Source organism: Aquimarina addita (assembly GCF_039539305.1).
Lineage (GTDB): Bacteria > Bacteroidota > Bacteroidia > Flavobacteriales > Flavobacteriaceae > Aquimarina > Aquimarina addita.
Window position 1 is genome coordinate 254,390 of the sequence record NZ_BAABCW010000003.1, and the last position, 15,175, is coordinate 269,564.

General features: G+C 32.9%; 11 protein-coding genes. 9 read left to right on the top strand and 2 right to left on the bottom strand.

The features are described 5' to 3' along the window. The first annotated feature begins 3 nt into the window (after positions 1-3). Positions 4-1,488 carry a RagB/SusD family nutrient uptake outer membrane protein gene (locus ABD816_RS06055; RefSeq protein WP_344925589.1) on the top strand — a complete coding sequence of 495 codons (1,485 nt, stop codon included), beginning with the start codon at positions 4-6 and terminating at the stop codon, positions 1,486-1,488. A gap of 1,175 nt (positions 1,489-2,663) precedes the next feature. On the opposite strand, the gene tnpA is transcribed toward ABD816_RS06055, so the two are convergent. Next, positions 2,664-3,101, bottom strand: a complete 438-nt coding sequence (gene tnpA, locus ABD816_RS06060; protein ID WP_344925590.1) for an IS200/IS605 family transposase — start codon at positions 3,099-3,101, stop codon at positions 2,664-2,666. Between the two features lie 538 nt (positions 3,102-3,639). Between tnpA and ABD816_RS06065 the strand changes: the two genes are divergently transcribed. The 7 genes from ABD816_RS06065 (at position 3,640) to rlmB (ending at position 12,618) form a co-directional block, all read left to right on the top strand. After that, the gene (locus tag ABD816_RS06065; protein WP_344925592.1) at positions 3,640-4,092 is read left to right on the top strand and encodes a RagB/SusD family nutrient uptake outer membrane protein; all 453 of its coding nucleotides are present in this window, start codon (positions 3,640-3,642) and stop codon (positions 4,090-4,092) included. A 79-nt stretch (positions 4,093-4,171) separates the two neighbouring features. Next, the gene (locus tag ABD816_RS22280) at positions 4,172-4,348 is read left to right on the top strand and encodes a RagB/SusD family nutrient uptake outer membrane protein (RefSeq protein WP_425549109.1); all 177 of its coding nucleotides are present in this window, start codon (positions 4,172-4,174) and stop codon (positions 4,346-4,348) included. A gap of 453 nt (positions 4,349-4,801) precedes the next feature. Continuing rightward, positions 4,802-8,041: a SusC/RagA family TonB-linked outer membrane protein gene (locus ABD816_RS06070; protein WP_344925593.1), complete on the top strand. Its 3,240-nt coding sequence runs from the start codon at positions 4,802-4,804 to the stop codon at positions 8,039-8,041. A gap of 10 nt (positions 8,042-8,051) precedes the next feature. Next, positions 8,052-9,794, top strand: a complete 1,743-nt coding sequence (locus ABD816_RS06075) for a SusD/RagB family nutrient-binding outer membrane lipoprotein (protein WP_344925595.1) — start codon at positions 8,052-8,054, stop codon at positions 9,792-9,794. Positions 9,795-9,815: 21 nt separating this feature from the next. Continuing rightward, complete coding sequence (locus ABD816_RS06080) at positions 9,816-10,721, top strand: hypothetical protein (protein WP_344925596.1); 906 nt, start codon at positions 9,816-9,818, stop codon at positions 10,719-10,721. 181 nt (positions 10,722-10,902) lie between these two features. Further along, positions 10,903-11,643, top strand: a complete 741-nt coding sequence (locus ABD816_RS06085) for a hypothetical protein (protein ID WP_344925597.1) — start codon at positions 10,903-10,905, stop codon at positions 11,641-11,643. Positions 11,644-11,883: 240 nt separating this feature from the next. Beyond that, complete coding sequence (gene rlmB, locus ABD816_RS06090; protein ID WP_344925598.1) at positions 11,884-12,618, top strand: 23S rRNA (guanosine(2251)-2'-O)-methyltransferase RlmB; 735 nt, start codon at positions 11,884-11,886, stop codon at positions 12,616-12,618. Here the strand turns inward: rlmB and ABD816_RS06095 are convergent. Next, complete coding sequence (locus ABD816_RS06095) at positions 12,613-13,317, bottom strand: rhomboid family intramembrane serine protease (protein ID WP_344925600.1); 705 nt, start codon at positions 13,315-13,317, stop codon at positions 12,613-12,615. The two genes, rlmB and ABD816_RS06095, sit on opposite strands and share 6 nt — an antisense overlap. A 202-nt stretch (positions 13,318-13,519) precedes the next feature. On the opposite strand from ABD816_RS06095, the gene ABD816_RS06100 reads away from it, so the two are divergent. Next, a complete protein-coding gene (locus ABD816_RS06100) occupies positions 13,520-15,163 on the top strand; it encodes an aryl-sulfate sulfotransferase (protein WP_344925602.1) in 1,644 nt (547 codons plus the stop codon). Positions 15,164-15,175 lie beyond the last annotated feature (12 nt).

A 15,175-nucleotide genomic window follows, 5' to 3' on the forward strand; every position in this document is an offset into this window, starting at 1 on the left:
AAGATGAAAACAAGAAACATATTAATCATATTTCTGACAAGCACCGTACTTTTATGGTCTTGCAATGATGCAATAGATATAATCCAACCAGGAGAACTCAATCCAAATGGAGCTTTTAACTCTGTAGCAGATTTAAATTCTGGATTGCTGGGTGTTTATGACATATTTGATCTATCACCTGAAATTCAATTTAATGCAGTATTTACTGATGAAGTTGCTATTGGCTTTGATAATGGAGGTCAAGGTATCGGTGATGGTGAATATGGCTTTCGCTTAAACGCAGGAAGTGATGCTCCCACCGAAAACTGGATAAGTTTTCACGGCGCTTTAAACGCAGCTAATAGAATAATTTCTGCTGGAGAAAACCTTATCCCTGATGAAGGAGAAGAAAATGAACTAATAAATATATTGGGACAAGCCTATGCATTAAGAGCTTGGGCTCATTTTCATATCATAAGTTATTTTAGTACTGATTATGCAGATGACAGCGCACTAGGTGGTTTTTTAGTTGATTTTATTCCTTCAGTTACGGAATTATTACCTAGAAGTACAAATGGAGAAATCTTTACACTTATAGAAGATGATTTAAATAAAGCTGAAACTATGATTGCAGCTGAAAATGCTTCTACTTCAGTAAGCAAAGATTTTGTTGTAGCCTTACAAGCAAGAATTGCTGCTTATCGTCAACAATATGCTTTAGCTGAAACATTGGCTTCTGAATTAATTGCTAAATATCCTTTAGCCACAAGAGATGAATATGTAGACGTATTTAAAGATTTGTCTAACGTAGGGGTGATTTTTAAATTAGAACGAACCATAGGTGATCCTCATGACACACAGAATAGCACTGGTAGCGGTTTTGGATCCGGTTGGGTAGGTGCAAATTTTGCATTTGTGAATGGTACGATTGACGGTTCTCCATATTATGAAATGGGCAGATCATTATTCAATGAAATTGATCCCTTGGATATTAGATTTGACGTTTTACTAAATGAAACTTCGATTATACATACTGATGATACACGTGACACATTAGTTATTGGCAAATATCTTGGAAATGAAAAGGAGCTTGTTAATGATTTAAAAGTATTTAGAGTTGCTGAAATGATTCTGATAAGAGCTGAAGCTCTTGCCGCAGCAGGAAATATAAATGGAGCTTCTAATTCTACTGCTGCCTTAATTAAGGAATTGAGAGATGCTAGATTTGGTACCGATCAACCACTTCCAACTTACGCTAGTTCAGAAGAAGCATTTGGAGCTTTATTAGATGAAAGAAGAATTGAATTTGCTTTCGAAGGTCACCGTTGGAAAGATTTGAAACGAATGGGTATTAGAGGCAATAGAGGAATTCTTAGAGATCCTAGCGATTGCGCTATAAACAATGCTTGTAGCTTAGAACCAACCGATTACAGGTTTACAATGCCTATTCCTATTATAGAATTAAATGCTAATCCTAACATTGGTGACCAACAAAACCCTGGTTACTAGAAATTTTAAAACTTATCTACTCCTACAGATTATTATAGGATTATGACTAGTATTAAGTAATTGATACGGATTATCACTAGATTAAATTTATTATTTAATTCCCAATGAAATTATATTCATTGGGAATTTTAATTTATTTTGTTGTTGCATATGCACTGAGGCAGCATGTGATTAGATTCTTCCTCTTTAGGCTAACAAGAATATTTGCATAAACACAACAATTGATCTTGATCTTTAAATAGGTGCAGTCTTTTATTGTTGTATATATGAACGGTATCATTTATAAGTACCTTCTTTGTATTGACTAATTTCAATTCTTTAGACATATTAATTTTTTCTAAAATTCCATTAACACGGTCGGTAATTACATTTTTACAAGGGTCATTTTTTTTAGTTATTCTTTTTGTTATCAGGTTTTTATAGAGTAAATCCTAATAATCCTTAAAGCAATATTGTAATACTCTTTCTGAATGATGAATCAAGGGTAATACGAGTTGCACAATATTTCGAATACTTGTGATATGTGCAAACATTTATCATTTAAGGTATTAGAGACTTCATCACAATTAAGTTCTATGATTCGTAAAGAGTCAGATTCTAAGAAAATTTTACGATTACAATTAATTACTTCTTATTAAAAAAAGACTTTCAAAAACAATCTGATTTAGCCAATCATTTTGGGTTATAATTTTTGCACAATGGAGTTATATTAATAGGTTCAAAGTCTAGGAGATGTAAAATTACCAAAGCTGTCCACACTGGTTTATCCGTAAGGTTGAATGATAGCCAGCATTGTTTTGAGAGTTATGTTTACGCTGTAAATTGTATTAAAGAGCAATACGGTATTAACTACCTATACAATGTCTTAAGCAAATATATGATTGATGGTTTTGGCTCTCAAATCAAATAACCAAGAAAAACTCATATTAAAAAGGATCCAAAAGTTCAGGCTAATTTTTTAAAACCCACCAAATCTAGTTTCAAAATTATAATAAAGTCTAAATAAAGATAGCTACGTTTCACTAAATCTTTATTTTCAAGATTGGTACCGTTTTACTTAAGGACCCGGGTCGCTATAGTTACTACAGCTAAATCTGTTACCCAAAAGTTAAGTTTCAACATAAAATGAACTACCTCGATACAAGCATACGAGGTATCAGAATAATTTCAATTGGTTAGATTTTGTCCAACACCTGATAATCCTTTTCAATTCCTTGATCTCTCACATATTTTAAAATGGTACTCTCGTCCTCAAACTTACTTACTGTGTTAACAAAGTACCCACTAGACCAAAATGAACCACCCCACAATTGCTTCTTGATTTCAGGATGCAATCGAAACAACTCTCTTGCAGTAATACTTTTTAAAATCTTTATTATTTGTGTTGGACTTTTCATTGGTACTGATTGCAATAAAAAATGAACACAATTTTTATCCGTACCAATCTCTAAAAAATGTAACTCATAACGCTTTTCTATTTCTAAACAAACTTCTCGAAGTGTATCGTCAACTTCGGGGCTAAACGCAACCTTCCGATATTTTGCCAAACACACAAAATGGTACAACAAAACAGATACATTATGCGACTTGTGTATATATTCACTTTCCTTCATACACAAAGATAATTTATTACGCTGCAAGCAGCCGGGAATAAACCCTCAGAGATTCAAAAACACTTATCTTTATGGTGCGTATTCCCCAATCAATGTGACTGTATTGTTTTAGAGGTATAAAATGTCAATAAAGAAATTTTTTATAACTATTTAAAGCGACTATCAAAGCATAAACATAATGAGTTAAAATAGTAGTAATTGATAATATAGGATTCCGTTGAACAAAAAATATAATAATACCTAATCATATTAAATTCCTTATAATACCACCATATATTCCTTAATTGAATCCGTATTAGCGAGTATGGACTTATATAGAAAATATTCAAAATAAAATCTATGAAAATTTACAAGACTTAAAAGATCGGTTAAAGCAATTTGTTGAAAGCATGGGACAAAAAATAATAAAATCTATTGTTAGAAATCATCATTATTTAGAGGATTTTTATTCGAACTAATTAACCGCAAATCGTATTATTCCTTTCCAATTATAGCGATCTATAGTGAATGAAACCATCTTGCCATTGAGTAAAATTTATTGAAATCATTAGTTTATTTACCAGATGATAATGGTGACCCAGCAAGAAGTGGAGCTGCAAGAGCTATCTTATCAAGACTATATGTATACCAAGAAAATTGGAATATGGTTGCTACTTTTTCTCATGAGGTAATCAATGCAAGTCAATATAGTTTAGCTCCAGACTTCACTTTTTACGATTCCGATTCTTCCGAAAAAATTTCTAGAATGATCAATACTGTGGCAGATCACGAAGTTAAAAATCATTATGTAAATCTTTATAATTATACAGGGAACGATGGAAGAAAAGATGCTCCTTTTGTACAAAATCTTATAGACGTATTTTCTGAATACCCAGAAGATAAAAGATTTACTGAACTAAGTAAAGATACTCCTGATGTGAGGAACAACCCTTCCTTATTTACACTTAATATCCTGATGCTTTATGAAGTTCATCTGATACTACAGTATTAAAAATCGCAGAATAGTATCCAAATCGAGCTGAAGGGAATTTTAGAGAAGCACGAAAACAGGAGCTGCTTCACTGGAAGACATAAATGCAATAAGATTAAGTGCAGGTATAGTTTTACCGTTAAAATCAATATCTTTAGAAGATATTTTAAATGAGAGAAGAAAGGAATTATGTTTTGAAGGACATAGAATAATTAATTTACTTAGAAATAATGAAAATTTAAAAATTGATAACGATACTAAATCTGCGTCCCGGTAGAGATAAAGTTATATTACCAATTCCTGACGAACAAATAGCTTTAAATTCTAATATATCTCAAAATATAGGCTATTAGAATATTTAAAACAATGTTTATATTTAATTGATTTAAGACTGTCTTTTCAAGCAGTCTTTTTTTTATGATACAAAATCAAAATCCACAGACTTACACTAATTTTTATCATAATCTAAAATTAACATTGCCTTTTTTATTCAATTCATTTATTAATCTAACCTTTATTAAAGTAATCTCAAATTCTCTTCTGTTTTGCAAAGACATACTATCTTCAACCAAGACAAGAATACTTCAAAAACACACTACTCTAACGTTATAGTAACATTTTTTAGATTACAACAGTAATAAAGCAATAATTTGATTTTTACCTTTAAAAAGTTGTTTTGTAAGTATTTTATTATCACTTTTGGCTTTGGCTAATTCAAATAAATTATAAAATGAGAACAAAGTTTAGTAGATTTTTAACGCTACTACTAGCGTTTGTTGTGCAATTATCATTTGCACAAGAAAAAACGATCTCAGGGAATGTAACAGATCCTAATGGTCTTCCACTTCCTGGAGTAAATATCGTTGTAAAAGGAAGTTCTAACGGTACGCAATCCGACTTTGATGGTAAATATACTATCGAGGCAAATCAAGGATCTATCCTTTCCTTTAGTTATGTAGGTTTTACAACTGCAGAAGCAACAGTAGGTACAAGTGATCAAATTAATATTCAATTACAAGAAGGTGCTGCTGTTCTAGAGGAAGTTATCGTAACCGCACAAGGTATTCGTAGGGAAAAGAAAGCCTTAGGATACGCTGTTTCAACGGTATCAAGCGAAGAACTTGAATCGCGTGCAGACACTGATATTGGAAAAATTCTTAGAGGTAAAGCGGCTGGGGTGAGAATTACAGGCTCTGGTGGTGTCAGTGGTAGTGGATCAAATATTATTATTAGAGGATCTTCCTCTATTACAGGGGATAATCAACCACTATTTGTAGTAGATGGTATTCCTTTTGATGCTGGTTCTGCAACTGCCAATCAAGGATCTTCGTCTGGATCTTTTCAATCTGGTAACGTTGCTAGTAGATTTGCTGATCTGGATCCTAATAATATAGAAAGTGTAAATATTTTAAAAGGATTAAGTGCTACAGCAATATATGGTAGTGCTGGTAGAAATGGTGTAATTCTTATTACAACCAAATCAGGAAGAGGTAGTAATAAAAAATTCGAAGTTACCGTAAACCAATCAATATTCTTTAATGATATTATTTTACCGGATTATCAAGATACTTGGGGGAATGGATTCCAGAATGTATATGGAGCATTTTTTAGCAACTGGGGCTCCAGGTTTGATAGTCAAGAAACAATTGATAATGCTTTTAGAACCTCCATTATTAATAATTTTGGTGTCGAACCATCTGTTCTGTTTCCAAATAGACCGGATTTAGACTCACCAACAATTGCATATAGACCATATGATGCTCAAGATGATTTCTTTAAGACAGGAACTATCTCTACAACGTCTGTAACTGCAGCTGCAGGTTTTGATAAAGGTAATTTTAGTGTTTCTTATGCACATACAGATGACGAAGGTTTTATTCCTAATAACTCTTTAGAGAGAAATAACTTTTCTGTAGGAGGAACTTATAATTTTGATAATAAATTAACCATTACTTCAAAGTTAAATTATGTTAAAACAAATATTGAAAGCCCTTTTACCGATGCATCTGATGGTAGTGATGTAACTGTAGCTGCTAGTGGTGCTGGTGGTATTTCTTCTATCTGGAATGTTTTATATCTACCAAGAAGTGTTGATATAACTTTGCCTTCTCAACATCCTTTAACTGGAGAAAGTATCTGGTATAGAGGAGGAAATGACAGAACAAATCCAGCTTGGGTTTTAAATAACACATTAGATAAAAACAATACCAATAGAGTATTCGGTAATTTTAATGTAAACTATGAATTAAAAGATTGGTTAAATATAGGATGGAGAACAACCTTGGATAATTATAATACTGCTACAGAAAGATCTCTTAACAAAGGTTCTAACGATGGTATACATCCTAATGGATATCTCCAAACCACGCAACAACGTAATACTATCTGGGATCATACGTTTTCTGCTAATATAGATAAAGACTTATCAGAAGAATTTAGTTTGCAAGGAACTCTTGGTGCTACAGTGAGACGTACAGAATTTGAAAGAGATGGCAATGAAAGTAGAAATCAAATTGTATTCGGCCTTCAAAATCATGGTAATTATTTAGATCATAGCCCTATACGAGAAGGAACTCTTTTTCCATCTAATACTACCACCTACCAATTCATATCTGAAAGTAATAATCCTGCTATATATGCAACAGGCTCTTTAGATTATAAAAATTTTGTTTTTCTTTCTTTAAATTCAAGAAATGATTGGTTCTCTGGATTAGAAGCCAATAATAGATCTCAGTTTTCTTGGGGTACTTCCATCTCTTTTATACCAACGGCAGCTTTTACCGATATTAAATCTGAAAGAGGTTTGAATTATATGAAAATACGAGGATCTTTTGGTACATCTCCAGGTTTCCCTGCAGTTTATAGAACTAGAAATATCCTAGAGCTTAATGCTGCACAGTTTCAAACTAATGGAGGTACAAACGTTACTACTACTAGTGTAGATAATCTTTTAGCCAATATTGATCTTAAACCAGAGTTATCAAAAGAATACGAGGTAGGGATTGAAGCTAGGATGCTTAGTAATCGTTTAGGTTTTGATTTTACAGTATATACTCGTGAAACAGAAGATCAAATTATTAATCGACCATTAGCTCCAGAAACTGGCTTTACAGAAACTACGGTTAATGCTGGTAATGTAACTAATAAAGGTATTGAATTAGCGTTTGATGGAACACCAATTGACACAAAAAACTTTACTTGGTCTCTTAATGGAAACTATACGATTAATGTAAGCGAAGTAAGTGGTCTTGAAGATGGCGAACAGATTTTTGTGGGAGGGATATTTACAACACCATCTAATTATGCTATCAATGGAGAACCACTTGGTGTTATTGTTGGAAGCAGAGTACTACGTGATGATGAAGGAAATAAATTGGTTAATGAAAATGGATATTATATTGAAGATCCAGAAAACGGAATTATTGCAGATCCAAATCCTAAATGGTTCATGACCTTAGGAACAAATATACGGTACAAAGCATTTACGTTGAGTACACAATGGGAATACCAACATGGAGGTGACATTATGTCTACATCTATAGGTGCATTAATTGGTAGAGGATTAGTTGAAGACACAGACTTTGATAGAACTCAAGGAATTATTTTACCTGGTGTACGCCAAGCTACTGGAGAATCAAACGATATTCAATTAACGGCTACTGAAGCTTATTTTAATAATATAGGATTTGGTGTTGACGAATTATCTGTTTATGATGCAAGCCACCTTAGATTAAGAGAAGCATCTTTAGCATTCAATATGCCTGCTAAATTCCTTGACAAAACTCCATTTGGTAGTTTGACGCTTTCATTGGTAGGACAAAACCTTTTTGTAAGAGCGTTCAATACACCCAAAAGTGTCAATTTTGATCCTGAACTTAATAGTTTAGGTGTAGGAAATTCTCAAGGTTTAGATTATTTGACTTCTTGGAACTCTAGACGTTATGGATTTAATGTAAAGGTAACTTTCTAAAAAAAAAAAAATGAAAAATTATTTAAATAAAATCGGAGTCATCCTTCTGCTAGTTGCAACTTGGTCTTGCGAAACTACAGAACTAGATTTGGTTACGAATCCGAATAGTCCTAGTCCAGATAATTTAGATGTGGACTTTACACTGAACAGAATTCAATTGGATTTTGCAGAATTTTTTGAACAAGCAACAGAAGCAGGAGGTGCTGCTACACGATTAGAATATATGTTTGACGAATATGATGTCAATTACAATAATTCTAATGCTAATATAACAGTGATGTGGCGTACTGCTTATGCTGACTTATTAAAGGATATTGAAACATTAATACCTATCGCTACAGATTCAGAATTCTATATCCATTCTGCCATTGCAAGAACGCTTAAAGCGTATACTTTAATGACTATGGTTGATTATTTTAAGGACGTTCCTTATTCTGAGGCTTTAATTGCCACTAATACCGATACTGATACTTTTTTTCCTAGTGTTGATCCAGGATCAGAAGTATATGCAGCAGCACTAGAAGAGTTAAACACTGCTTTAGTAGAGTTTAATAATACATCTTTAGGTGAACCAGCCAATGATTTATATTATGGTGGTAGTACTGACAAGTGGATTACGCTTATAAATACACTCAAATTTAAATACTATTTAAATTTAAGACTAGCAGATCAAGCGACTGCGACTGCAGGTATTAATGCTCTTTTGACTGAAGGAAATCTTATTGAAGCATCTGATGATAATTTTGTTTTTCAATTTGGCACTGCAGAAGTTCCTGCTAGTAAACACCCGTATTATATTCAAGAATATGATGCTGCTAATGTGGGCGAATATATTCCTAATTATCTTATGTGGTCCCTGGCTGTAGAAAAAGGTTTTGAAGACCCAAGACTAAGATATTATGTATATAGACAATCAGGAGAATTCCCTACAGATGAAGCAACATTAAACAATGTAATTGATTGTTGGAATGATCCAAGACCCGCAACCTATGCAGCAATTGATGCTATATTAGATACTCCACTTCCTTTTTGCGCTTTGTTTGATAGAGCTGATGGATATTGGGGTAGAGATCATGCGGAAGCTGATGGTATCCCTCCGGATAATTCACTAAGAAGTACATTTGGATTGTATCCTATCGGAGGAAATCTAGATATTGATACGTTTGATGAAGTTGGTACAGGAGACGGTATAAACGGTGCTGGTATATGGCCAATCATGACACGCTCTTTTACTTATTTTATGAGAGCAGAAGCAGCTTTATATTTAGGGACTGGAGAAGACCCACAATTAATGTTAGAAGAAGGAATTCGTGCTTCAATGGATGATGTTTTTTCGCTTAATTCAAGTTATGTAATTTCTCGTTCTGCTGTAGTTGTTGTTGCTGATGACGAAGATACCGCAGCTGATGAAACCGTACTTGGTGGTGATTTTTTACCAGTAGATCAAGATGTTGAGGATTATGTAGAATTTGTAACAAATTCTTTTGGCGCAGCGGCAGGAACAGAACAACAAATGGCGATTATTGGTAAAGAATACTGGATTGCTTTATATGGTAATGGTGTTGAGGCTTATAACCTTTATAAAAGGACTGGAATGCCTAACACACTTCAACCAACATTATTGGGGACAAGCACATTCCCAAGAAGCTTCCTATACCCTGCAGAATCTGTGGAGAGAAATTTAAATATTACTCAAAAATCATTGACGGATAAATCTTTTTGGGATACCAACCCTGATGGCTTTATTCAATAAATTAACGATAAAAAGAATAGTATGAAACATTCAAAATATATAACAGCTTTAGCAATTTTAGCTTCTACTATGCTATTGTGGAACTGTGCTGATGATGACAAACTACCTATAGACTTCAAAGATCTTGAAGTTAGTGGTGGCGCTTATGCCGAAGAAGTTAGCCCCCCAGATGGTTCAGGAGCGTTTAACAAACTTGATGCAAGCACCTTTTCTTACACCAAAATTTATAATTTGGTGAGCCCTGCAGGAGGTGATGATATTACTCAATTGGATTATTATATTTCCTTTACTGGAGTTAATAAAGAGGTAAGTGAAGTTCTCTATACTTCGCTGAGTACAAGTGATTTTACACAAGGAGAAGAGTACCCTCAAGCTACAGTATTACTTGATGGAGGACAAGTTTTATCTACGCTTGGTTTGGTTGTGGAGGATTTAGAAGGTGGAGATACCTTTGATTTTAGAATAGCTGTTACTAATCCAAACGGAACTTTTAGTGTTGATCAGGTCAGTGCTAATTTTGATAATCAATCTTCTGATTTTAATTTCACTTCTCTTGTAGTGTGTGAATTACCAGAAGTACCGGCTGGAGATTGGATAGTTGAAATGGAAGATTCTTATGGAGATGGATGGCAAACCGTAGATAACGGAGGTCCCGGTATTACTATTACCTTGAATACTGGACAAGTTTTTGAAGTAGGACTTTGCTCTCCATACGAACCAAGTGATTATGACTGTACAAATGAATTAAGTAGTGGAACTGCTGTAGTTACTATCCCTGATGGAATATTAACCGCAGATTGGTATTTCCCAGGAGATACGTATAGCGAAATTACATTTAGAATCTTTGCTCCTAGTGGAAACTTGGTAGGTTCTGGCGGCGGAACTACCGAAGGTGCAATTCCATTAAATCTATGTAATGAATTATAATTAATATTCAATTTTCAAAAAGAATAAAAATTATATACTATAGATTAAGCCATCTCTAACGGGATGGCTTAATTGTTAAGTATCGGCATCAAGTCACATTCTTAACAAGAAATTCACATATAGTTGAATTTTTTTAATTAATTTATGAATAAAGTTATTAGTTAACTAAAATCCAGAAATTATGAACCTGTTATTACAAAAAATAAGCCTATTGTTACTAATGATGCTCATACATATTACTTCTTTTGCTCAACGTGGCGCTTTAAAAGAGCCTAGTAATTTTGAAAGTTCTTCCCAAATTTTTGATATCATCGAGGAAAAATTATGGGAGGATAAAATTATTTATTATGATATGAAGGATATTGTTGGCTCTCCATTTCTCACTGAATATTTCTTACCAGGAAACTTAACATTCAACGGATCAGATTTAGGTAATTTTCTCTTTAGATATAATATATATCAGGATGAAATCGAACTTAAATCAAATGAATCCTCTATTACTGAAAGTGTAAAAAAGATTAAAGGGATTACCATACAATTAGAAAACAACACGCTGATCAAAGTATTTGATGACCCTAAAAGCAATAAATATGATAAGCGTAATTTCTTTGTAGTTTTAGCTGATGGTGACTATAAATTAGTAAAGAAAATCTGGTCAAAATTCTCAGAACCTAAAGAAGCGGAAAACTCATTAGTAGGAAAAAAGCATGCTAAATTTACTACTTATGAAAATTACTTTATTGCCAATAACGATGAAAAACTAAATAATTTTAAAAGTAAAATAAAAGGACTAGAAGAATATTTTCCAGAAATTAAGAATGAAATTAAAGAATATGTAAAAGAAAAAAATATCAATTTAAAAAAAGAACAAGATTTGATCAAATTATTTATTCATTTGAATAGTCTTACTCCAAAAAGTTAAGAATACCTAATATGTTTTAATTTTGTATGCTATGGATTGGTATAGTTACGCTCTTTTAATTTTACAAAAATAATTATAAACCTGATAAAATTATGACGGATGAAGTTAATAACACAACAAAATAGAGTGTAGATATTGATAATTACGAAGATCAAAAATCCTTCATGAATCTAAACAACATTAATACAACCTTCTGTGAAATTTTCAGAAGGTTATTTTTTATACATATCTTTGCCCTCTATGAAAAATGAATCACAAATTTTTGGCATCAGAGCTGTTATTGAAGCGATCAACTCCGGAAAAACAATTGATAAACTTTTTGTTCAAAAAGGGTTGCAAGGAGATATTGCTAAAGAGTTAATGGCGTTAGTGAAATCAAATGGTATTGGTTTTTCACATGTACCTGTAGAGAAATTAAATCGGCTCACTCGCAAAAATCACCAAGGTGTAGTGGCACAAACCTCTCCTATAGAATTCTATAACTTAGAAAACCTTGTTCTCAAAGTTATTGAATCAGGTGAGACTCCTCTATTTCTAATTTTAGATCAATTATCTGATGTTCGTAATTTTGGTGCAATCATAAGGACAGCAGAATGTACTGGAGTTCATGGAATCATTATTCAGAAAAAAGGTGGAGCACCCGTAAGTGAGGATACCGTAAAAACTTCTGCCGGTGCTATCTTTAAAATACCAATTTGCAAAGTAGATCATATTAAGGATGCTATTTTTTATCTACAAGCATCTGGAGTATATGTCGTAGCTGCCACAGAAAAGGCGGCAGACCCTATCTATGATATTAATCTTACTATCCCTATTGCTATTGTTATGGGTAGTGAAGGTAAAGGTATTTCTAATTCTGTATTAAAACTGTCAGATCATCTGGCAAAACTTCCTATGTATGGAGATATCGCATCTCTCAATGTTTCTGTGGCATGTGGAGTATTATTATATGAAACCATAAGACAACGACTATAACAAGATGTTGTTATTATCATGGTTAGTACTTGATTCATCTTTTGGTTTATATTCATAATTTATTTTGAACTCTTCTTCACTAGTATCCTCTTCTGGTAACCGTTCTATAAAATTACCTTGCTCATCAAAATGCTTTAAAAATTCATCTTCTTCTGGATTAAAATCAGGAGATTCCCATGGATACTTCACTGGTTTTATAATTCCTCTTTTTATCACGAATGCTAATAAAATCCCTACTAAAAGCCCTGACAAATGACCTTCCCAAGATATTTTAGGATCTATCGGAAATGTATACCATAGTAAGCTTCCGTACATAAAAACAACACCAAATGATAGTGCTATTAGGCGGTAATGTCTGGCAATTATACCCTTAAAAAATAAAAAACCAAAAAGCATATAAATCACACCACTTGCGCCTATATGGTTTGCTGGTCTTCCTAATAGCCATGTACATATTCCTGTGAGTATCACTCCATAAAACAAGACCTTCCAAACATTTCTAGGGTAAAAAAAGAAAAGCGCTGCTGATAAAATCAATAAGGGTAAGGTATTATGCCAAAGATGCTCGATATCTCCATGAATAAATGGAGAAAACAAAATACCTCTCAGCCCAAAAATCTTTTGCGGATAAATACCAAAATGATTAAAATCAAAACCAAAACGAATTTCAAACCAAAAAACAGACCATATTAAGAGCACGAAAAGTATAGGATAGCCTATGACTCAGTATTTAGTGTAAATTCATCTTTAGTATTCATCATAAAACATCAGTATCAAAAAACCTTCCAAATACTATTCATAAGAAAAAATGTCAGTAAAATAATTACTTGTATCATTTCAAAATGAATTAGTTCTATTTAAAATACTATTTTTGTTATGATTTAACCTTTGAACTATAAGAGTGAAGTACATATTATTTATCAATTTATTTATAACCACCTATTGTTTTTCGCAAAATACAGTAGGAACCATAGTGAACACTCAAAATTCTTATGATGGATACACTTTGTTTTCTCCTCGATTTACTGTAGACACTTACCTAATCAATAATTGTGGAGAAATTATTAATCAATGGACTAGTAATTTTCAGAATACAGGGGGAGAATTCTTAATGGAAGATGGATCAATCTACACCTCTAATCTTGAAAGAAATTCATCTTTATTATTAAATGGAGTTTCTGGAAGAATCGAAAAAAAAGATTGGGATAACAACTTACTATGGGAGTTTTCTTACAGTGACACAGACTACACTTTACATCACGATTATTATCCACTATCAAATGGAAATATTTTAATGTTAGTAGCGCATAGAATGACAGAAACGGAAGCCTTAGAAAGCGGAAGAAACCCTTCACTTCTGCCACAAGAGGAGCTTTATGACGAGCGGATCATAGAAGTACAACCCATTGGATTAGATCAAGGCATAATTGTGTGGGAATGGAGATTGTGGGATCACCTTATTCAGGATTTTGATACTAGTAAAGAAAATTTTGGAGTTGTATCTGATCATCCTGAGTTGTTAAATATTAACTATCTAGGAGATTCTGAAGCTATTGCTGATTGGCTTCATATCAATGCCCTAGATTACAACGAAAACTTAGATCAAATAATAATTAGTTCCAGACATCTCAATGAATTTTACATTATTGATCATTCTACCACAACAACAGAAGCAGCATCGAGCGTCGGCGGAAATATTGGAAAGGGTGGAGATTTTCTATATCGTTGGGGTAATCCAGAAGCATATAATCAAGGATCTACATCTGACAAAAAAGCTGATGGACAACATAATGTGAATTGGATTCCAGAAGGATTTCCTGACGCCAATAAAATAATGTTTTTTAACAACGGAAGAAATAGAACATACTCTTCTGTAGAAATTATAAACCCTCCAATTAATGAAAACGGCGATTATGAATACATACCTAATACAGCCTATGGACCAACAGAATCAGAATGGATTTATACAGATCCTGAAAACCCAGATAACTTTTATTCAAGCTTTATTTCTGGCGCTTATAGATTATCTAATGGCAATACATTAATAACAAATGGGGCTGTAGGAGAAATTTTTGAAATCAATTCTAGTGCAACTATAGTTTGGAAATACATCAATCCTTTACCATTCAATGACGAAGCTATTTCACAAGGTGAAACACATACAGGAACCCCCTTAACCTTTTTTAGATCAAAAAGATACAGTCCTGATTATTCAGCATTTTCTAATAAAGATCTTTCTCCTGTAGGCTTCATAGAATCAAATCCGATTCCAGAAAATTGTGAATTATTTAATATACTCTCCACAGAACAATATGATCGACTACCAGCCGTAAGTATATCCCCTAACCCCGTTAATGATATAATGTATATAAATAATAATAAAAATAAAACTTTACAATTAGAAATAAGAGGTCTCCACGGGCAAAAGTTTCCAATTCAACTAATTAATAATTGGGTAGATGTATCTCATCTGAATACTGGTATATACATTGTATTGATAACATTTAATGATAAAACCTTAACTAAAAAAATTATTAAAACTTAAGATTTCAGTCTT